At 60.7% G+C, this 19,466-nt stretch carries 17 protein-coding genes, 2 tRNA genes and 1 pseudogene; 3 read left to right on the forward strand and 17 right to left on the reverse strand.

The genetic code is table 11. The features are described from left to right. Positions 1 to 160: 160 nt before the first annotated feature. From ACMYR2_RS11460 to ACMYR2_RS11530, 15 genes and pseudogenes are all read right to left on the reverse strand, one after another. Positions 161 to 1,825, reverse strand: coding sequence for a TonB-dependent siderophore receptor (locus ACMYR2_RS11460; RefSeq protein ID WP_416192931.1), 1,665 nt, complete (start codon positions 1,823 to 1,825; stop codon positions 161 to 163). Then, positions 1,797 to 2,660 (reverse strand): IS21-like element helper ATPase IstB, encoded by an 864-nt coding sequence (gene istB / locus ACMYR2_RS11465; protein WP_416192932.1) that lies wholly within the window; start codon positions 2,658 to 2,660, stop codon positions 1,797 to 1,799. The genes ACMYR2_RS11460 and istB overlap by 29 nt, the downstream gene beginning before the upstream one ends. Then, positions 2,626 to 4,159, reverse strand: a pseudogene (istA, locus tag ACMYR2_RS11470) (IS21 family transposase). Before istA ends, istB begins: the two are co-directional and overlap by 35 nt. Positions 4,160 to 4,231: 72 nt before the next feature. Further along, complete coding sequence (locus ACMYR2_RS11475; RefSeq protein ID WP_416192933.1) at positions 4,232 to 5,008, reverse strand: TonB-dependent receptor plug domain-containing protein; 777 nt, start codon at positions 5,006 to 5,008, stop codon at positions 4,232 to 4,234. A 223-nt stretch (positions 5,009 to 5,231) separates the two neighbouring features. Next, a complete protein-coding gene (locus tag ACMYR2_RS11480) occupies positions 5,232 to 6,215 on the reverse strand; it encodes a FecR family protein (RefSeq protein WP_416192934.1) in 984 nt (327 codons plus the stop codon). A gap of 105 nt (positions 6,216 to 6,320) precedes the next feature. Beyond that, positions 6,321 to 6,794, reverse strand: coding sequence for an RNA polymerase sigma factor (locus tag ACMYR2_RS11485; RefSeq protein ID WP_416192935.1), 474 nt, complete (start codon positions 6,792 to 6,794; stop codon positions 6,321 to 6,323). 187 nt (positions 6,795 to 6,981) lie between these two features. Continuing rightward, positions 6,982 to 7,419, reverse strand: a complete 438-nt coding sequence (locus ACMYR2_RS11490) for a TonB-dependent receptor domain-containing protein (RefSeq protein WP_416192936.1) — start codon at positions 7,417 to 7,419, stop codon at positions 6,982 to 6,984. Next, complete coding sequence (locus tag ACMYR2_RS11495) at positions 7,416 to 9,488, reverse strand: TonB-dependent siderophore receptor (RefSeq protein WP_416192937.1); 2,073 nt, start codon at positions 9,486 to 9,488, stop codon at positions 7,416 to 7,418. Before ACMYR2_RS11495 ends, ACMYR2_RS11490 begins: the two co-directional genes overlap by 4 nt. 290 nt (positions 9,489 to 9,778) lie before the next feature. Beyond that, on the reverse strand, positions 9,779 to 10,765 hold the full coding sequence (locus ACMYR2_RS11500; protein WP_416192938.1) for a FecR family protein: 987 nt from the start codon (positions 10,763 to 10,765) through the stop codon (positions 9,779 to 9,781). 66 nt (positions 10,766 to 10,831) lie between these two features. Further along, positions 10,832 to 11,362, reverse strand: coding sequence for an RNA polymerase sigma factor (locus tag ACMYR2_RS11505; protein ID WP_347264849.1), 531 nt, complete (start codon positions 11,360 to 11,362; stop codon positions 10,832 to 10,834). 255 nt (positions 11,363 to 11,617) lie between these two features. After that, positions 11,618 to 12,112: a DUF3016 domain-containing protein gene (locus ACMYR2_RS11510; RefSeq protein WP_347264850.1), complete on the reverse strand. Its 495-nt coding sequence runs from the start codon at positions 12,110 to 12,112 to the stop codon at positions 11,618 to 11,620. 80 nt (positions 12,113 to 12,192) lie between these two features. Then, positions 12,193 to 12,984: an energy transducer TonB gene (locus ACMYR2_RS11515; protein WP_416192939.1), complete on the reverse strand. Its 792-nt coding sequence runs from the start codon at positions 12,982 to 12,984 to the stop codon at positions 12,193 to 12,195. A gap of 840 nt (positions 12,985 to 13,824) precedes the next feature. Next, positions 13,825 to 14,145: a GTA-gp10 family protein gene (locus tag ACMYR2_RS11520; protein WP_347264853.1), complete on the reverse strand. Its 321-nt coding sequence runs from the start codon at positions 14,143 to 14,145 to the stop codon at positions 13,825 to 13,827. 530 nt (positions 14,146 to 14,675) lie between these two features. Beyond that, positions 14,676 to 14,749: transfer RNA gene (locus ACMYR2_RS11525), tRNA-Gly, on the reverse strand. Positions 14,750 to 14,925: 176 nt separating this feature from the next. Beyond that, positions 14,926 to 15,657, reverse strand: coding sequence for a hypothetical protein (locus ACMYR2_RS11530; protein WP_416192940.1), 732 nt, complete (start codon positions 15,655 to 15,657; stop codon positions 14,926 to 14,928). A 556-nt stretch (positions 15,658 to 16,213) separates the two neighbouring features. Between ACMYR2_RS11530 and ACMYR2_RS11535 the strand changes: the two genes are divergently transcribed. Together ACMYR2_RS11535 and ACMYR2_RS11540 are read left to right on the forward strand one after the other, a co-directional pair. After that, positions 16,214 to 16,390, forward strand: a complete 177-nt coding sequence (locus ACMYR2_RS11535; protein ID WP_416192941.1) for a hypothetical protein — start codon at positions 16,214 to 16,216, stop codon at positions 16,388 to 16,390. 240 nt (positions 16,391 to 16,630) lie between these two features. After that, positions 16,631 to 16,716 (forward strand) — tRNA-Tyr (locus ACMYR2_RS11540). Positions 16,717 to 17,364: 648 nt separating this feature from the next. Here the strand turns inward: ACMYR2_RS11540 and ACMYR2_RS11545 are convergent. Beyond that, positions 17,365 to 17,559, reverse strand: a complete 195-nt coding sequence (locus tag ACMYR2_RS11545; RefSeq protein ID WP_347265220.1) for a hypothetical protein — start codon at positions 17,557 to 17,559, stop codon at positions 17,365 to 17,367. 171 nt (positions 17,560 to 17,730) lie between these two features. Here ACMYR2_RS11545 and ACMYR2_RS11550 point away from each other — a divergent pair, with 171 nt between their 5' ends. Next, a complete protein-coding gene (locus ACMYR2_RS11550) occupies positions 17,731 to 18,030 on the forward strand; it encodes a hypothetical protein (RefSeq protein WP_347265219.1) in 300 nt (99 codons plus the stop codon). A gap of 991 nt (positions 18,031 to 19,021) precedes the next feature. Here the strand turns inward: ACMYR2_RS11550 and ACMYR2_RS11555 are convergent. Further along, entirely contained in the window at positions 19,022 to 19,237 is a 216-nt protein-coding gene (locus ACMYR2_RS11555; protein ID WP_347265217.1) for a hypothetical protein, read from the reverse strand. Positions 19,238 to 19,466: the final 229 nt, after the last annotated feature.

Below are 19,466 nucleotides of genomic sequence, written 5' to 3' on the forward strand. Positions count from 1 at the left end.
CGTCTTCGCGCAGATGTCGCGGGCATCCACGTCTTAACGGCCGCTCAGCAAAGCAAGACGTGGATGGCCGGGACATAGGCGAGCGGAAGCGACACCGTTCTTCGAACGGCTATGCCCGGCTATCACGATTCAACCAGAATTCATTTCGTCAGCAAACGAGCTACCAGCGATAGCTCACCCTGCCGAGCACGGTGCGCACGCGCCCGACGTTGCATTGAACAAGGCTGAAGCACCCCACGACATACTGATTGTCGAACAGGTTGGTGACATTGACGGAGAAACGCCAGTTGTCGATGTCGTAGCGGGCCATCGCGTCCACCACCGTATAGGCGGGCGCCTCAAACGTGTTCAAAAAGTCTCCCGCGCTGGCCGAGACATAGCGTATGCCGCCGCCGAATCCGAGCCCGTTCAGTGCGCCCTCGCGGATGGTGTAGTCGGCCCAGAGCGATGCAAGATGCGGTGGCGTCGTCACCGGCCGCTTGCCAAGGTTGGCGTCGTTGCTCTGGGTCACCCGCGCATCGTTGTAGGCATAGGCGGCGGTCAGGTTGAGATTGCTGGTCAGGCTGGCGACCGCCTCGAACTCGAAGCCGCGAGATGTGACCTCGCCGATCTGGATTGAGAACCCCGGATTTGCCAAATCCGCCGTCGTGACATTCTGGCGCTGCAGGTCGTAAACTGCGGCGGTGATCCGCAAGTTCATGTCCCTGGGCTGGTACTTGATGCCCGCCTCATACTGCACGCCGGTCTCCGGCCGGAGCGGCGACCCGTCGAATGTCCTGCCGGAAAGGGGCGTAAAGGATTCGGCGTAGCTGACATAGGGAACGACGCCGCTGTCGAACTCGTAGCCCAGCCCGGCCCGCTTGGTGAAAGCCCGATTGTTCTGATTGGTGACCGAGCCGCCAATGATATCCACTATGCTGGTGTCCGCCCAGTCGTGGCGTCCGCCGAGAGTCAAAATCCATTGGTCGAGCTTGATCTGATCCTGAACATAGACGCCGATGAAGTTTTCGGGTTGCCTCTCTGCATATTGATCAGTAGTCGACCAAACAACAGGCGAACCATAAACCGGCGCGAAAACATCGATCGGACCGACGGTCCCATAATTACCTAGGACAGCGGTTTTACCCCGCCGATGGTCCACGCCGAACAGCACGGTATGTTGCAGGGGGCCGGTCATTGCTTTCAACTCGGCATGATTGTCGATCGCAAACGTATCCCTCGTAACATGTCGGCTTTCCGCCCGGCGATTCACCGTGCGCAGATCTGCGCCTACAGACGTCGGATTGACGTCACGACGCTCCCAACTCTCTCGTGAGTATTGAACGTTCTGCCTGAAGGTCAGGCTCTCGGTGACGTGGTGTTGCAGATTGTATCCCGCGACAGTCATCTCCGTTCTGTTATAAGTGTCAGGCTCACCGATGAAGCGCGTAACCGGGATCCGCCCATTCGGATTCGGCAGCACCGTCCCCCGCGCGGGAAGGCCGAAGTTCCATCTGCCCTGGTTTCTCTGATGCAGGCTGTACGCCGTGATTTCCGTCTCGGCGGTCGGACGCCAGGTCAACGCGCCGGAGAGAAACGCGCGCTTGTCGTTCGAGAAATCGATGCCGTTGCCGCCCTCGCGCAGCAGGCCGGTGAAGCGATAGAGCAGCTTCCCGTCCTCCGTTACCGGCCCGCCAAAGTCAAAAGCGCCACTCCTCTGTTCGAAGCTGCCGCCCTGAAGCTGAAATTCATGAATGGGTTTCTCGGAGGGGCGCTTGGTGACGAGAGCAATCACGCCGCTGGGCTGACCCTGACTGTCAATCGGCGTTGGAACGGGACCCTCCATCGGCGTCCAAAAGGGCCCCCTTTGATCGGCGAGCTTTGCTGGTAGCGCTCGCAGCGTCGGAGCTGGCCGGGATTGCGGAGACGGTGCGAGCGCGGGTTGTTTGATCGTCGTCGCGGCTTTTGAATCTCCAGCTGTCGTTACCGGTCTCTACGATGTCACAGTGATGGGTCAGCCGGTCGAGCAGCGCAGTGGTCATCTTGGCATCGCCGAACACGCTGGGCCACTCTCCGAAGGAGAGGTTGGTGGTGACGATGACGGATGTGCGCTCGTAAAGCCGGCTGATGAGGTGGAACAGAAGCTGGCCGCCGGATTGAGCGAACGGTAGGTAACCCAGTTCGTCGAGAACGATGAAGTCCATCCGGGTCAGATGTTCGGCGAGCCGGCCCTGACGTCCGTTGCGGGTCTCGCTTTCGAGACGGTTGACGAGGTCGACGACGTTGTAAAAGCGCCCGCGGGCACCGGAGCGGATGCAGCTCCTGGCGATGGCGATGGCCAGATGGGTCTTGCCGGTGCCGGTACCGCCGACCAGCACGACGTTGCGTTGCTGGGCGATGAAGCCGCCGCCGGCGAGATCATTGACAAGTGTCTGGTTGATCGGCGTGCCGTCGAACTGGAAGTCAGCGATGTCCTTGGCGAGAGGAAGCTTGGCGATGGTGAGCTGGTACTTGATCGATCTCGCCTGCTTTTCGCTGATCTCGGCCGTGAGCAAGTCGCCGACGATGCGCTGAGGTTCATGCTGGCGCTTGATGGCGGTCACCATGATCTCGTCGAAGGCGGCCTTCATTCCGTAGAGCTTGAGCTCACCCATGAGATCGAAGATTTGGGCTCGTTCCATCAGTTGGTCCTCCGGAGGTTGTCGTAGCGGGCACAATCAGCGATCGGCGCATGGCGAAGCGTCAGTGCGGCCGGCGTCATGATGTTGGCTGGTGGCGCCGGCTCACGTTGCCGAGCTAGGATGTTGAGCACGACATCAGCGGAATGAACGCCGTGAGCGACCGCTTCGGCGCAGGCGGCCTCAACTGCTGGCAGACCGTCGGTCAGCGCCGCGTTGAGGATGTCGACCATCTGCCGATTGCCGTCATCGGCGCCGGCAAGCTTTCGCCGCACACGCTCGATCGCAGCCGGCAGCACCCAGTCCTTAAAGGGCGCCCCGTTGCGCAAGGCGCCGGGCTTGCGCATCAGGACAGGCACATAGTGCCAGGGATCGTAGACCGTCTCGCCGCGGCCAAATGATCGTTGATGCTCGGCAACGATCCGGCCGTCTTGGCGGATTACGATGCGGTCCGCATAGGCCTGGACTTCAACAGGCCGCCCAACGGCGCTCGCCGCCACCGAGTATTTGTTGTTGTCGAAGCGCACCAGGCAGGTCTTGGAGATCGAGGCGGGCACGGCATGGAAGCCGTCGAAGCGACCGGCATAGGGGACGAGCCTTGGTCGCTCAGCTTCGAAGACTTCCCAGATGGTTCGGTCCGCGAACTCCGGATGTCGGTGCGCTTTGGCGTAAGCAATGCATTTATCGAGCAGCCAGGCGTTCAGCTCATCCAGCGTCTTGAAGCGCAGCCGCGGGGTGAAGAACCGTTCGCGGACCAGCCCGACCTGGTTCTCAACCTGGCCCTTCTCCCAGCCCGACGCTGGCGTGCAGGCGACCGGGTCCACCAGATAGTGGCTGCACATCTGCAGGAAGCGGCGATTGTAAAGGCGTCCCTTGCCGACGAAGATCGTCTCGACCGCCGTCTTCATATTGTCGTAGATGCCGCGCCTGCAGGCTCCCTTGAACAGTGCGAACGCCCGGTCATGGGCGTCGAACACCATCTCCTGCGTCTCGCGCGGATAGGCCCGCACGAACAGCATCCGACTGTGGCAGAGCCGGACGTGAGCCGCCTTCACGATCACCGTGACCCCGCTCAGCAGGACCACTTCGTGGCTCCAGTCAAACTGGTAGGCTTCCCCGGGTGCAAAGCTCAGTGGCACATAGGCCGAGGTGGTCGAGGCGCCACGCTCTTGGCTCCAGCGCCGCGCATATCGACGAACCGCATCGTAGCCCCCGACATAGCCCAGACCGCGAAGCTCTTCGAACAACCGGATCAGCGTCAGCCGTTCTCGCGCCGCCTTGCTCTCGTTTGCCACCAGCAACCGGTCAAGCTCGGCACTCCAAGGGCCCATCTTCGGCTGAGGCTGTGTCTCTCGCTCGTACCGAAACTCCGTCGATTGAGAACGGATGACCTTGCGAACCACCTTCCGCGACACGCCGAGTTCTCGGCAAATCGCCTTGATCGGACGACCATCAACAAAATAGGCGCGACGGATCTTGGCAATCGTCTCCACCACCAGCATTCCAACCTCGGCTTCCATGACTCGATGGAAGCCACTGTGGACCCTTGCCCCGGGGTCCCGATTGGATGCCGATTACCCCGAAAACAGGGTCCTTATTCCACGCCGAAACACACCCTGACCGTAAAGGACCGATGCAGGCCCGCGCATCACCTCGATACGCTCCAGCCCGTAAGGCTCGATATCGGACCAGTTCGTGGCGCTACGTAGCCCGTTCAGATAGATCGCCCCGTTAAATCCATCGGCACTGAAGCCTCGCACCTGGAACCTGGGTGCGAATTGCTGCTGGCCGGTACGCTCAGCCAGAACACCCGGCGTATACTGCAGCGTCTCGTTCAGGGTCTGGTTTCTCCGGGTCTCGATCTGGTCGCGCGTCACGACCGAGATCGACTGCGGCACCTCGATGATCGGCGTGTCGGTCTTGGTGGCGGTGGCGCTGCGGCTCGCGACAAATCTGTTCACCGGACCCCACGCGGTCTCGCCCTGCACGTCGATCGTGTCAAGCGAGATCGCTCCGGCTGGCGCCGCACCGCCGACCGGCGCGGCCGCGCGCTGAATGGTGACGGTGTTCGCGCCGCTCACATTGTAGGAGACGCCGGTGCCGGCGAGAAGGCGGGCGAGCGCCTGTGTATTCGACGCGGAGCCATGAAAGCCGGGCGAGTTCATTCCGCTCAGCTCGGTGGTCCGGTAAGCCAGCTGCATGCCGGATTGATTTGCGAACTCCCGCAGCGCGGATGCAAGCGGTTGAGGCGCGATGTTGAAGCTGCGCGCATTGGCTTGCGCCGCCGCAGGCTCAGCCAAAGAAAAAACAACAATCGACGCCGTGCTCAACGCCGTCGTCAGCAACAGCACTCTCGTAAATCCCGCACGCACCTTGCAACGCTCACAATGGCACCGCTCTCCCCTTGCAGACATAAAAAGCCCCACGTCTCTCGTCATGCGCAGCAGGCGTTCCGGAGAAACGCCAGGAAGGGCTATCGATGTCGTTCGGACTTTCCCCTTCACCCAAGAGACGCGTGAGCAGCCGTTTCACCTAAACGACTTTCTGAAAATATTCTCTTTGATTGAAAACGTTCTAACTGATGACGATCATCACGCCGGGAATCCGCCGCGCTGTGAGACCCTGAGTTTCCGCAAGAGCCGCGACCGCGGCCTGCGCCTGACGGATCGAGAAAACCGCGCTGACCGGATCATGGCTGCGGCTGCGATCAACGAGCACGATCGGCTCGGGCACATAACGCCCCAGCTCCGCGACGGCTTCCGCGAATGGCCTGCCTTCAAAGATCACCCGGCCCGTCCGCCAGGCCAAGACCTGCTCCGGATCGATCTCCGTCGCCGGTGAGGGCGATCCTCCTCTGCTGTATCGTGTCTGCTGGTCAGGCTTGATGGTGATCGCGGCCATGACCGGCATTGCCGTCGCGTCTTCCAATGCCGGAGCCGCCACGCGCGCCTCTCCGGACATGACGGTGACGGTCGCCTCCTCGTCCAGCGCCCGCACGCTGAGGCTGCCTGACACCGCATCGGTGTTTCCTCCGAAAGTGGACACCCGAAACGGCGCATCGGCGTCGGTTCCGATGTCGAACATCGCCTCGCCCTGCAGGAGCTCGACAAAACGAAGATCCTGGCGATACCGGACAGCGAGCGCGGAATCGGTGTTCAGCGTCACCCGTGTCCCATCCGCGAGCACAACGTCTCTCTGTTCGCCCGCGGCGGTGCGGTAGTCAGCCTGCCAGAGCAGCCTGACTCTCGGCACGGCAACGACGGCGACCGACGCAGCGATAGCGGCGCTGCCGCCAAAGACCAGCGCGCGCCGCGAAAGGCTGGCCGGCTGGCGCGGCGCGCGCTCCTGCCCGGCCTGAAGGTCGAGCGCGCCAAGCTGTCGCCAGAACGCCCGCTCGCGGATGAATGCCCGTGCGTTTTCTTCCGAAGCCGCGCGCCACGCCTTGAAGCGCGCCAGTTCCGCTTCGGTCATTCGCCCCGACGACAGGCGCACCACCCAGTCGCGCGCGTCACTGGCCGCCCTCTCGCTGATAACGTCGGGATTTCCGCTTTCGTCCATGGTCTCGCGAATCGGTTTATCGGCGAAGACAGCTCTGGAAGCGCTTCTATCCTAAAGACGCGCGAGATGCCGATAGACCCAAACACGTCTGGAATATTTTTTGTATCAGTCCGGAAGATGGGAACGGACAGCCGCCAGATGCTCGAAAGCGCGCCGGATATGATAATAGACCGCCGCTTCGGAAATGCCGAGTTCCAACGCGATGTCGCGGTGCGTCATTCCCTCGAAACGGGACATCAGCAGAACGCGTCTGGTCTGCGGCGGAAGTGAATTGATCGCTTCGCGCACGATGGCCGCCGCCTGGCGGCCAATGACGATCCGTTCGGGCGAAAGCTCGTCCTCGGTATCGTACAGAAGATCGTGGACCTCGGTATTGAGCGCGCTGCGCCGCCGTTCCTTCCGCAGATAGTCGGTCGCCGTGTTCCTGGCCACGCGACGGACGAAAGCGGAGGGATTTTCGATAGCGCTGTCCGGTTGATGATTGGCCAGCTTCAGCCAGGTCTCCTGCACGATATCGGCTGAGGCAACCTCTCTGGTCCGGCCGCGAACCGCACCCTCGACGCGCGCGCGATCCGTCATCAGGACGTTCAGCAATCGCGAAAGTGAGGGTTTTCTGGTCATAGACGGTGATACCGGGCGCTGACGCCAACGCCCGGTATCAGTCCACGCACACCGGGCTGGCGCACAGGTTGTCTATCGCGCCGTCACTTCATCCGCAAACCCAATAGATTGGAGAGCTTCTAAGTGGATTTGAGGTCGAGCGCCTTCAGAACTTGTAGGTCATGGTGAGAAGCACGCTGCGCGGCGCGCCCCATGCGTAGCCATTGTACCAGTCGTAGAAGGTATAATACTTGTTATCGAGCAGGTTCCTGATGTTGAGCGTGGCCAACAGATTGTCGTTGAACTTGTAGCTCGCCATCGCATCCACCACCCAGTAGCTCGGCGCGGTGAACAGCACCCTGCCGTAGGCCGGGTTGTTGAGGTTGGCCCAGGTCTGGTCCATCCAGCGCGCGCCGCCGCCCAACGTCAGGCCGTCGAGCGCGCCGTCGAGCTTGTAGGTGCTGTAGAACGTAAACTGGTTCGCCGGAATGACCGTCACGACCCTCACATTGTCGAGCTGCGAGACGTTGTGGGTAAACCCGGTCTGGATCTGCCACTGCGGCGAGAGCTGGCCCGAGATTTCCAGCTCGAACCCTTCGGTCATGACGCCGTCCGCCGGACGATAAGATAAGCCGGCGTGCCGATCGGCGTCAGGCCGCCGCTCGGGACAGCGTAATTGTCCTGCTTGAGCTGGAAATAAGCGGCGCTGGCGTTGAGGCGACCATCGAAGAAGGCAGCCTTGAGACCGTATTCCGTGTTGATGCCTTCAAGCGGCGGGAGCGTGGCGCCCTGTTCGTTCTGCGCCGTTTGGGGCATGAAAATGCCGGTATAGCTGGCATAGGCGGACAGAGCATCGGTGAGGTCGAAAACCGCGCCGTAATACGGGATCACCTGACCCGACTTCTTGAGGCGACTGCTGACCCCCCAGTTTAAGCGGTTCGCTTCATAATCGGCGACGCGCGCGCCCAGCAGCACCTTCAGCCTGTCATGCACGTTGAGCCGCGTGGCTACGTAGACTCCGTTTTCGTCGTGAACCTCTCTGTTGGAATTGGTCGGGACCGGCAACAATCTCGGCTGCGGGATATTCCCGGTCCAGTTGTAAAAATCAGAAACGATGTTGCTGGTTCCCGGTCCCGTCGGGTCCACACCGAAGCCATTGTTTCTCCAGTCCCGCCTCGAAATGCGGCCGCCGACAATGAGTTCGTGCTTGCGGTCGAACAGCCAGAGCGGTCCCGAAGCAAAAAGCTCCGCGGTATCAGTCCGGGTTTTGCCGGTGTAATTGTATCGCCAGAGACTGACCCCGCTGCCGTCCAGCGGATTCGGATTGCCGCCGGAGGCGGAGGCAATAGCCATATCGTAACCGCTGACCTGGCGAAGGAGATGCAGCTTGATCCGCCATTCATTGTCGAAGCGATGTTCCAGCATCGTGAAGACGTTACTGGCGTTCTGTTCCCAGGTGCCCCAGCGCGCGCCGGGATTGAATGAACGCGGCACCGTATTGAACTCGCCGAGGCTGTTGAACAGCGGAATCATTCCAGCCGTATAGCCCCTCGGAACGAAGCGCTGATAATCCGCGCCGACGGTCAAAAGCGTGTCCGGCGTCAGGTCAGCCTCGACGATCCCATAAAACAGCGAACTCTTCTGCTCTCTATGAGAGAGGTAGGATCGGGCGTCCTGATGGGCGGTCACGAAGCGTCCGCGCACCGTCCCGCTCTCGTTCAGCGCACCGCTGAGATCGAGTTCTCCGCGGTAATCGTCCCATGAGCCGGCGCGCAGCGTGGTGTAGCCCTGAAACGCGCGGGTCGGTTTCTTGCGGATGAGGTTGATGGTGGCGCCGGGATTACCGGCGCCGGTCGTAAGGCCTGACGTGCCCTTGAGAACTTCGACCCGATCGTACATCGCCATGTCCCTGGACGTGTCAGTACCTGGGTAAGCACCGTTGAGATAGGTCTGCATCCCGTCATACTGCATGCTTTGAATGGTGAAGCCGCGGGCATAGTAATTGGTTATCCCGGCCCCGGCATTCTGGACGCTGAGGCCGGGCGTTTGATTGACCACATCATTGATCGACCTCAAGCTGAAGTCATTCATCTGCTGCTGCGTGATGACGCTGATCGACTGCGGCGTTTCGCGCGGAGTGAGTTGAAACCGCGTCGCGGTCGCGGTCACGCTCGGCGTATAGGCTCCGGTGCCTTCAGTTCGGCCGGGATCGCTCGACGGCACCCCGTCCACATCGATCGTATCGAGCGCGATCGCGCCGGCCGGCGCGGCTCCGGCAGAGACGGGAGCGGGATCGGCGATGGTCACGGTGTTGGCGCTGGTGAAGCGGAAGGTCAGGCCCGATCCAGCCAGCAGGCGGCTGAGCGCCTGATTGCGCGTCAGCGTCCCTGTCAGACCGGCGCTGCGCCTTCCGGCAACGAGATTGGACGGAAACAGCAATCGCAATCCCGCCCGGTCGGCGAATGCGTTGAGCGCCCCGCCGAGATCCTGCGCCGGGATATTAAAGGCGATCGCCTGCGGCGCGCCCTGCTGCGACGGAATCGCCTGCGCGTTCGCGGATTCGAGGAACGCTGCGCTGGTCAGGAGCGTCAGGACCGCCGCCGATCCCAACAGAATGTTCCTGAGTGCCGATACCGTACCTGTGCCACGCCCGCCTTGTTCTGTCCGACTCATAACGTAATGCCCACCTGCCCCAATCCTGACGTGAGGGTCTCGGGCAATACCGCGTCTGCGCCGTCCCTCGGAAACAAGGACGAAACGGCCGACGAAACCTTGCAGCGGATTCGATCAAAAAAACCGGACGGGAGATTTGGACGGAAACATTCCGACGATCCATCATGGCCGGGTTTATCCCGGCCATCCACGTCTTTGTCTCGTTGAACCGCCCTTAAGACGTGGATACCCGTGACAAGCACGGGCATGACGGCGGAGAGAGTGGAGCGCGGACAATCTATCAGATCGGACTACCGAACGATCGTGACGAACGGCAGCCGCGTCATCTGCACCGGCAAGGTATCCTCGATCGTGTGCAGGATCGCCTCCGGATCGTTGAGATCGAACACGCCGGTCACTTCCAGCGAGCGCAGCCCGTCTCCCATCAGGACGATCCGTCCGCGGCGGTAGCGCTCGATGTCAGCCACCACATCGGCCAGCGGCCGGCGATTGAAGATCAGCTTGCCGCGGCGCCACGCCGTTTCAATATAGGCATCGGCGGATTCTGGCGCCGATGGCCTGCCGCGCGGAAGATAGCGGACGCGCTGGTCCACCCGCGCGACGACCGGATCGGACGCCTGATCGGTCGTGATCGCGACCACGCCCTCCACCACCGTCACGACCACCGCGCCGTCGCGGATATCGATATCAAAAACCGTCCCGACAGCACGGGTCTGCCCGTCTCCCGCCTCGACGATGAAGGGCCGCGCCGTATCATGCGCGACCGTGAAGGTGGCCTGGCCTTCGAGCAGCGACAGCCGGCGCTCGCGGGCGCTGAACTTGACGGAAAACGCCGAACTGGCGTTCAGGAATACGGACGAGCCGTCCGCGAGGCCAACGGTGCGCTGTTCTCCGACCCCGGTGACGTGCTCCGCAAACAGCCGCGGCCCGATGAGGCCGGATCCGGCTACGACGAAGCCGGCTACCGCCAGCGTTCCCCCGCCCAGCACCGCCCGTCGCGTCACCCTGGCGCGGCGTTCCTTTCGCTCCAGGGTCCTTGCGCGGTCGCCCGCGACGCCGACCCCATGCCAGACAGCCTCGGCCTCGCGCGCGGCCAGTTCATGCTCCGTACTCTGCCCGCGCCATGCCGCGAAGGCGGCATGATCGTCGCTCGTCGCCTGCCCGGATTTGAGCCGGACGAGCCAGTCGATCGCCGCGTCGCTCAGCGCGATGTCGGATTCATGCCGCTGCCTGTCTTTCGGCGTCATCGAAACCAGCCACTCCACCGCAGGCCGCATCAACGCGCCGGCCCCTCTCTCTATGACGAAACGAGCGGGCCGATCATAGACCGTTCAGCGCAAATTTCAGTCCTGATGACGGTAATGATCGCGGCAATGGCGCAGCGCCTGCCCGAGATATTTCGCGACCATGCTCTCGGAGACCTTCAGCCGGACGCCGATCTCCCGATGGGACAGGCCGTCGCAGCGGCTGAGCAGCAGCGCCGCCCGCGGCTTCGCCGGCAATCGGGCGAGCGCCAGAGCCAGAAGGCGAAGCTGGTCACGGTCGATGACGCAGACCTCCGGAGACGGCATGTTGTCGGCCACCGCCGCGAGCAGCACCTCGTCGCTGACGCAATGAGCCGTATGACGCCGCTCCCTGCGGACGAGATCGATCGCGATGTTGCCGGCAACCCGTAGAATAAAGGCGTGATGATCCTGGATCGCGGCGGCGTCACCCTTCATCCCCGCCAGCCGCAGCCACGTTTCCTGAAGCGCATCCTCGGCCAGTTCCTGCGAGCCGGTGCGTTTTCTCAAATGCGCGCAAAGAGCCTTCCAGTGCCGGAGGTACGCCGACATCAGGTCGTCATCGCTCTGGGTTGTGGCCGCTGTGTCCATGCTTCGATGCGTGATTCCGGACGTGCTGACGACCCTCAGGTCTCGCGAAAGAAGCGGTCGTCCAAGCCCTGATAGAAGAACCGCAAAACAGCCGCAACGCCCGACAGTTTAGATAGCGTCTAATACGATCGGACGAGACTTCGGCGGACACTGATGGATAGCTTGCCTTTTGTCATGGCCCCGCGTCCGCCGCCGGCCGCCATGGTCGTAAAAGCCCCGTAGGCCGGACCTGTCGAACCGGCGACGCATGGCGCCTCAAAAATCCTGGCGATCCCTGGAGAACGTACGCCGGAACCAGTCGTCCAGCAGCGCCTTTTCGTAGACGAACCGGTCACTCGAAAGGCGCGCCGACGGATTCATCTCGAAGTTGATGTCGGTGAGCCTTTCTTCGCCCCGCCGCGTCCGCCGGCCTCTCTCCGTCAAGACATAACGCAGCTCTATTCTCGGCGGCGTGGCGCCGGTGACGACACGCAAATTGCTGGCGCCATAACGCCATGGCTGGAGATAGCCGGCAAGATCCACGTCGACGATGTCGATATTGAGGGTTTGTCCCGGCGCGAGATATCGCTTGCCGAGACGATCCAGATGAGAACGCAGGGCCGCTTCGACCGACGCACGCGAGGTATTGAATGAGTCAGCGTCCGTATAGCGACCCTGGCCGACGAAACGCACGTTCACTCCGGCGTTGCTTGATACGGGCGAAAGAACGTTGACCGCGAGAACCGCAGCGATGACGATTATCCAGCGCATGATTCACCTTATCCGCTCGTGTCGATCGGACATAAGCACGAATTCGGAAGCTTCCAGACCGCGCAATCGCCAAGGCGAACTCACATCCTGAACCGGATGGGAACAATGAGTTTCACCTGCACGTTCATTTCCGGCGGCGCGGGAGGCAACGGCGATGCACGCACGATCATCGCCAGAACTTCTTCATCGAGTTCGGAAGAACCTGAAGATCGCGCCAGATGATATCCGAGTACCCGGCCTTCGCTGTCCATGCCGAAGCTCAGATAGGCCGTCCCTTCAGTGCCCTTCTTACGGGCGGCGCTCGGATAGCGCTTGTAGCGCTCCAGGTGAGAGAGCAGCCTCGCTTTCCAGGCGGAAAGAACATCGACAGGCACCTGACTGAGATCGGTCGTTCCTATCGCTCCACCCTCCAGCTGGTCGGGTGTGCCGGCCGCGTCGGTAAGCTGCTCGCTGGTACGAGGCGGCGCGGATCTTGCGGCGAGCCGAACGCGAGGTGAGCTCCTCTTGGGAACGGCTGCCCGCTTCGGGTTCGGCACCGGCAGTGTCACCGGCTTTTCTGCCTCCTCTCCCCGATCGGAAATCTCCGGCGGAGCTTCCTCCGCGAGCGACGGCAGGGGCAACTCGGCCGGCGCCGTCGATGCCGGTTCGGCGGCTTCATCCTGCTTGGCGGCGGTCGAGCCATGGGGAGGAACAGTGACGATCTCGACAAAGGTCGGACCAGGCTGTTCATCAATGACCAGCTTGACAGCCGGATCGTAAACCAGCGTGAACACGACGGCGGTATGCGCGGCGAGTGCGATACAGGTCGGGATTCTCCGCGCAACAAAGCGAAGCATCCAACTACCCGGCATGACCGCGGCGGGGGCTCCCATCAGGCGCCGCCCGCGACATGAAATCTACAGTGATGATATGCGTGGGCGCTGGTCAGCATGATCAAAACACGTTTGTGGAACGACCATGATGATGGACGCATCAAAGAAACCTGCCGTCAGCCGCGCGGACATCGTTCCGCATGAGGCGCGTTCATTCTTTGCTCTCAGGCCCGCGAATAATGCGATGTCACGCATACGCAGACACGCGCCTCTCGCAGAGCATGGCAAGCTACCTAGACCGGGCAGGTTCCGCCTTCAAGGCGCTGCGAGAGCCACAAAACTTGAATACTTCGAAAGTAATGAGGGGTCCGTCTCCCACGCGGGACGAAACGATGCGAAGTACTTCGCCGGCGCCTGGCAGGCCTATAACGTTTTCAAGCGAAGCCGATACCGGCTCGCGGGAAAAGAATACGTTAAAACAACAGCCTAGGGCTTCAACTCCGATTCAGTTCAATGCTCCGGCAGAATCGCCGGGCCGCTTTACAGGCTGCGATCAATACCCGCTACAATCAGTAAGGGTATCCGCGCCAAGGGCGTCTGCTTACGGGTAGAGGGCGGCAATAACGACAAAACCGGCGCGATCCAGCGGGTCTTTTTCGGAAACGGGTCGGGTTGAAATCATCAGCGCGACGAGCGTCTATTGCAGACATCCCCGCTTCAGCTGTGCGCGCAGGTCTTGCGCGGAGACCATTTCATAGGCCAGCTTATCTCATCCCCGGCGCGATCATTCTGGCGGGGATCGACAGATGTGATCGCCGGTCGGACGCAGGTGACGCCTTATCCTGCTCTGCCGAAATCTACACGACCGGCAAGGGCCGGATTTCCAGCTGATCGTTTCCGCTATGCCTGCGCATCCTCTTTACCAGCGAACAACGCGGCAATGGTTTCCGATGCGATCAACGCGTTGGCCTCGAGCGGCTTACCGACGACGTGCTCATCAACAAGCGCAAAGGCTTCATCTTCGGGCATTCCGCCGCCAATCAGCCCGAGGGTGATGACATTCTCCACATCGGTCGCCGAATAGATCTTTTCGACAAAGCGTTTGTGGCAAGCCGCCGCCGTGTCGCCGTAGGGCCCGGCCAACGGCGCCCTGCCGATGCCGAGGCGGGAAATCGTGATCATCCTCGCGACCTGCTTCAACTTCGCCCCGCCTGCGATCATGGCGGACACCTTGGGATCGTTCAGATTGAAGGTGCGAACCTTGCCGGCAAAACTGATCTGGCGAGCGCAAGGATTGGTGCTTTGTTTGGTCATCTCAGAACCTCTTCGATCACTTACTTATAGCGTTTTCGAGCGAAGCGGATACCGGTTCGCGTGAAGAAACCGCGTCAGAACAATAATTTCGAGCTTCGCTTCTGATTTCGGAAGCGAAAAGCGGCCGGGTCAATGGGCCAGCGATTCCAGACCCCGACCCGGCAGGCGGCGATATACGTGGGGCGGCTATACAAAAGCAGACCGCACCATCTTGGGGTTATGTAGGTGACGCGGCTCGTTGATTCTATTGTGATGCTCTCCCGCCGGATATCCCGCAGCGGCTGATCTGATGCCGCGTTCCGGGAGGATCAGGCGATGATTGGCTGCTCCGGCTCACCATGTGGGTCAACGGAGCAATCGGCGATCACCTTGATGTTGTTACGAGCATCACCCGGCGCCGGAAAGGGCGGCCTCGTCTTCCTGCATCGAAATCCTTCTGGAGCGGGTGAAGGGAATCGAACCCTCGTATTCAGCTTGGAAGGCTGCTGCTCTACCATTGAGCTACACCCGCGACCACCGTTCACCTATCACGTCACGCCGGGCCCCTCAACCATCCCGCGCGCCGGAACGAGAATCCCGGAATGAACGACAGGCTCCAAGTACGCGGCCGTCCGTCCCCATGATCCCGTTTCCGAAAACTCAAGCGCCCGGGGCCAGCGAGACATCGAGGCGCAATGTGAACCGGCATCACCATCGCGCGTTGGCGTAGCGCGCACCGCGGTGATAGCGACGGCGTGCCTCATGCCGTCCCTTTCCACTCCAGCCGCCGAGTTGGAAATGGCCGCTGTCGGCGTTCGACCATTGCGCACCCGCAATCAACCCGCAGGAGTTCGCCAGCGCGATTTCATTGCGTGGCATACGCGGCCGCGTCACGTTACGTCCGTACTGGTTGATATCAAGCGCCAGCCCCGCCGGATGCAGCGAGCCATGCACACTTCCGTGCGCCCGCCAGCCGCCCATGAAACGGATCGGATAGCCCTGCCTGTCAAGAGCCGAAACCAAACATTGAAAAGCGCCAGTGGCGCGGTTGGCGACACGCGCCGTGGCGCCCGAGGTGGAACGGACCACACCTACGGCTCTTCCCGCACCTTCAGCCATGACTCGCGCAAGACCGCTGGGAATTCGCTTGTGCGAGTGGCGGACCCGGTGCCGAACGGCATAACGGCGGAAATGCCCATTGGCGTGCTGCGCCGAGCCGTGCAGCGCGCTCCAGGTGCCGTAACAGGGACGCATGGCATCACAGCCCTGAGCAACGTGCCACTTCTTTGAAAAAGATCTGGCCGACGACGGCGTGGCGACAATGCAAATCATCGCCGATGCAATAAGCAGTCGGATCATCATATCTCCCGGAATGCTGGAGTGAGGGAACGCGGGAACTAAGCCCTGCTCTGGAATGTCCGGCACGGAACCGCTGGTCATGGCGGTAACTAGGGCCTGTGGGTATGTCCTGTCCAGCTAGACGCGAACAGGCAAATGAACTAGGTTCGGCGGTTAATTTCAGATTACCTAGATCGGGCACCATAACCGCTGCCGGTCTCGCGATAAAAAATCCAGCTAAATCAACAATTAGGGTGCTGACCGGGGGCCACGCGCCGACCCGGCGCTTTACGCGAGCCGGGGAAGGAGATGCGGCTCACAAGATGCTTAAGCTCCCGCCAGCCGGATCGCGCTCGGTCTGTTTCAAAGCGGGAGCGCACGCCGGCGTGGAATGATCATGTTGAGGACGCCCCCCTTGCGCTTCAACTTCGCTAGCGGTTTCCCCTCCCCGCGCCTAAGTAAGGTGAGCATGCACGCGACCCGAGCTTCTTCCTGGGCTGATTGGGAATAACAAACCCTGAGCGAGGTGCATAAAGCCATCCACCGTCGTCGTTCGTGGTAGCTTCAGTGATCGCGCTTTCCGGTCCGGGAATCCAGAGTTGGCTTCGGGAAGAAGCGCGCTTGAAAACCGGTGCGATCAAAACGACGGAGGCGAACAATGAACGATTTTTGGGAATGGCGCAGTTCTTCGCGAGAATTCGAGGGCAGCCACGAGGGCACCGGCGGGGATAAGGTGCATGACCGCACCCGAGGAGGTAAAATCGGTCTGGTTGTCGGCGTGGCCCTGTTCGTCGTGCTGGCCGTGATATTCGCGATCTTCGAATATGCGCAGTGACGAGCGGACCGGACAGCGAACAAAGGCGCCGCGCTCAAGCCGTGAGACTTGAACAGTGGTCATTTCCACCATCGGATATACGGAAGTTCACTCTTCCGGCGTGCGCTCGGTTGACTTTGCCGGCGCGCTTCGCTCATAAACGCGCGCAACCGCGCGCCCGGCATTCGGGCAAGTGCCTTTAATGTCATCCATGCATGGCCGATCCGGCCGCTTTCAGCATCTGACACCCGAAGGCGTTGCGGGGGAGTGTCCCGAGTGGCAAAGGGAGCTGACTGTAAATCAGCCGCCTCATGGCTTCGCAGGTTCGAGTCCTGCCTCCCCCACCAAGTATTTCAATAACTTACGGTAAGATCCAGCCCGCCATCGAAGTGAGCGTTCGTTGCACTTTTGGGGTATGGGCCATTTTGGGGTATGGGCCATGGGCCGGAGCAAGAGCATTCATCCGCTATCGTCCGGGTTCATCCGTGGAGTGAATTCGGCGAATCCGAATCGGTGCTCAGCCTCTTCGAAATAGCGCTTGAGGAGCATCAGATGGTTCGAGCCGGCGCGCATTGCATGACATGGTCAGGGCTCGATCCGGCCCTCACATAACAGATATTCCGCGAAAACATCACAGATGCGCGAACCCATGCGCTCTGTGCACTTTTGGACAGACATCAGGAATTTGAATGTGCGTTACTGCGTCGGCATTACGCGGCAAATGGCTTTCTATCGACGATGAGAACGCGAGTTGCGCTCCAACCTCCTCAAATGGAAGGATCGCGGCATGGGCCAGCCCATCCAACGGAAGAACTGTCCTGTCTGCAAGAAACTGCTGGCCATGGCCTTGCCGTCAAACGGTGCCGGGCCGCGAATCCCGCGGTGCATCGAATGCGACTCCTTGGTTGACGCAAGAACCATGAGATGGATCAATAGCAGTCTGATGCCGCCGACGGATTCCGACTCCTCTTAGAGCCTTTCCGCTTCTGGTAGAATCAGAAGCGGGCTCTATGATTTTGTTTTGGCGCGTTTTCTTCACGGGAACCGGTGTCCACTTCGCTCGAAAACGCTCTAGAAGATTCCGCGCGTCGTCTCAGGACCGTCAGCCGGCTGCTGACAGAGCTTTCGGTCCGGCCGAGTTTCTTGGCGATCGCCGCCATGCCCAAGCCCTGCTCTCTCAGCGCGATCAACCGCTCATCCTCGGTAGGCGCCCATCTTCGCGACGATTTATGCATCTGTGCAGAACGCCGCGCCGGTGAATAGGTTCGCCCGCGGCGGGCAGCGACAGACGAGATACTTCCGCGTCATCATGAAGCGGGTTAGGTTTCACGCCCCCTTTAACAAGGACCGAAGCGAAGCACATGAAAGACTTGAAGCTGTACCTGGATAAGCTTCTCGCCGACTCCGAACATTGCATCACGATCAGCAAGAGCACGCTCAACGATAAAAAGCGTGAAGTATTCGAGATGCTCGCAGCGACCTACCGCAAGCTCGCCAGCGACATAGAAGCTGTCATGGCGACGAATGCGATCCTGGATGAGGAGCGCGACAAGAGACTGATCGGCCTCCTCGGTAAGGACGACAACGCCGCCGAAAGCATCACCGAGATCGCCAGGCTCCTAGGAGAAAAACCGGAAGAGCCTACGCCGCCGGACAAATGATGGCGTTCCTCCAATATCCGATTGAAGGCCCACGCCAGAGCGTGACCTGCGATGGAGAGAGCAATCTACGCTCGCAACGGCGTGCCTAAAAAGGCCCGGCCACGAACTTATGGCGGCCGGGCCAGTCCAGAGGAGAAAAACATGGCCCAAGGGCGGGCCCAAGTATCGCTGGATTGTATCGCCGGGTTTTCCCGCCGGCGAATCCCGTGATGACCCCGTGAGGTCAGCCTCATTCAAACATAACTTGCGGACGCACTATTTGATCCAGCGCAATATGGCAGTCACACCGTCGTTATCGTGGATCACGCGCTACCGAAGCCGAGCGGACACATCCCGCCAATACACTGAAACCAATGATACGGCGTTGCCGCGACCCTGCAGGGAACATGCGGCTCAGCCACACATCCGTGATCCGTCATTCAGGAACGCGCCCCGCCCCCGGACATTGGCCTCAAACGGACCGATCTCCACGTCGGTCCGTGTGAACCTGGAAAATAAGGAGGTCGACATGGATGAAGACAGTGATGCCCGAATGCCTCAGGATCCGACCAGCAGGCTGTTCCTTTTCGCGGGCAGCTTTGGACTTGTGGCGTCTCTCGTAGGGTCCGGGCTTATAATGGCGGCAGCCAGCTTCTAGAGCATGATCCCGACCCGAAGGGCCGCGCCCGGTCTCCGCAAAAGATCATGCTCAAGCAAAAGACAAGCGACGAGTTTGATTCAACGCAGTTGAAACAGACTCCAGCCCTTGCAGCAGTTTGCGTCGGCTATAAAGAGCGCGCTTTGGTGAATCCATAGACGTTACTCCGCGCGGCGGAGTCTGTTCGCTCGCGGCGTAACTGGTGCGCCGAAAATCCCGGCAATGATACGGCCGCCGAAACTCAATAAACGTTCAGGCAAACCTTCGTCTGTCTCTTCCTGCCGGAAGCTCAAACCAGGCTGGACAGTCTCTGATTCGAAAAGGCATCGCAGCTTTCGCGGCTTGAACTCAAACTCATCTATGAAGCTGAGCGTGAACCGCTGCCTGCTGTTCGTGAGGCATGTCATGGGGGCCGCGCCCGTTCGTGACATATACGAGGCTGGCCATCAGCATGATGACCGAGCACGCGATAGCCCAGCCGGCCGGATTGTTATTCCGCGCCTTGGGAAGACTGTTGTCGTGCGGGACAAAATTGTCGTTCTGGAACAGGTTGTCATTCAGGACTAGCATGGGCCCTCCGGCCATTGTTAGCGGTGAGAAACCTCTGTTAGGGATCCGAAGGTGGCCGAACACCGGTGCGTCATAGCCATCAGGGAGAGCCGGAAGGTTTCGCAGTCGCTCCACTATGAAAGTTGACAAACACATAACAGGGCTTCGATCTCCGGTGCAGTGCGAAATCGGCATACCTGCGATACGACTGCGGCATAACGCTGCAGCGTCAGCAATCGTGTTCATATTG

Source organism: Nitrobacter sp. TKz-YC01 (genome assembly GCF_047824785.1).
Lineage (GTDB): Bacteria > Pseudomonadota > Alphaproteobacteria > Rhizobiales > Xanthobacteraceae > Nitrobacter.

Bases quoted from the DNA above. Each gene is read 5' to 3' on its own strand.
- ACMYR2_RS11460 (WP_416192931.1), bottom strand. From the start codon at position 1,825: ATGGAGGGTCCCGTTCCAACGCCGATTGACAGTCAGGGTCAGCCCAGC.
- istB (WP_416192932.1), bottom strand. From the start codon at position 2,660: ATGGAACGAGCCCAAATCTTCGATCTCATGGGTGAGCTCAAGCTCTAC.
- ACMYR2_RS11480 (WP_416192934.1), bottom strand. From the start codon at position 6,215: ATGGACGAAAGCGGAAATCCCGACGTTATCAGCGAGAGGGCGGCCAGT.
- ACMYR2_RS11485 (WP_416192935.1), bottom strand. From the start codon at position 6,794: ATGACGGATCGCGCGCGCGTCGAGGGTGCGGTTCGCGGCCGGACCAGA.
- ACMYR2_RS11490 (WP_416192936.1), bottom strand. From the start codon at position 7,419: ATGACCGAAGGGTTCGAGCTGGAAATCTCGGGCCAGCTCTCGCCGCAG.
- ACMYR2_RS11495 (WP_416192937.1), bottom strand. From the start codon at position 9,488: ATGAGTCGGACAGAACAAGGCGGGCGTGGCACAGGTACGGTATCGGCA.
- ACMYR2_RS11500 (WP_416192938.1), bottom strand. From the start codon at position 10,765: ATGCGGCCTGCGGTGGAGTGGCTGGTTTCGATGACGCCGAAAGACAGG.
- ACMYR2_RS11505 (WP_347264849.1), bottom strand. From the start codon at position 11,362: ATGGACACAGCGGCCACAACCCAGAGCGATGACGACCTGATGTCGGCG.
- ACMYR2_RS11510 (WP_347264850.1), bottom strand. From the start codon at position 12,112: ATGCGCTGGATAATCGTCATCGCTGCGGTTCTCGCGGTCAACGTTCTT.
- ACMYR2_RS11515 (WP_416192939.1), bottom strand. From the start codon at position 12,984: ATGGGAGCCCCCGCCGCGGTCATGCCGGGTAGTTGGATGCTTCGCTTT.
- ACMYR2_RS11520 (WP_347264853.1), bottom strand. From the start codon at position 14,145: ATGATCGCAGGCGGGGCGAAGTTGAAGCAGGTCGCGAGGATGATCACG.
- ACMYR2_RS11530 (WP_416192940.1), bottom strand. From the start codon at position 15,657: ATGACCAGCGGTTCCGTGCCGGACATTCCAGAGCAGGGCTTAGTTCCC.
- ACMYR2_RS11535 (WP_416192941.1), top strand. From the start codon at position 16,214: ATGAACGATTTTTGGGAATGGCGCAGTTCTTCGCGAGAATTCGAGGGC.
- ACMYR2_RS11550 (WP_347265219.1), top strand. From the start codon at position 17,731: ATGAAAGACTTGAAGCTGTACCTGGATAAGCTTCTCGCCGACTCCGAA.
- ACMYR2_RS11555 (WP_347265217.1), bottom strand. From the start codon at position 19,237: ATGCTAGTCCTGAATGACAACCTGTTCCAGAACGACAATTTTGTCCCG.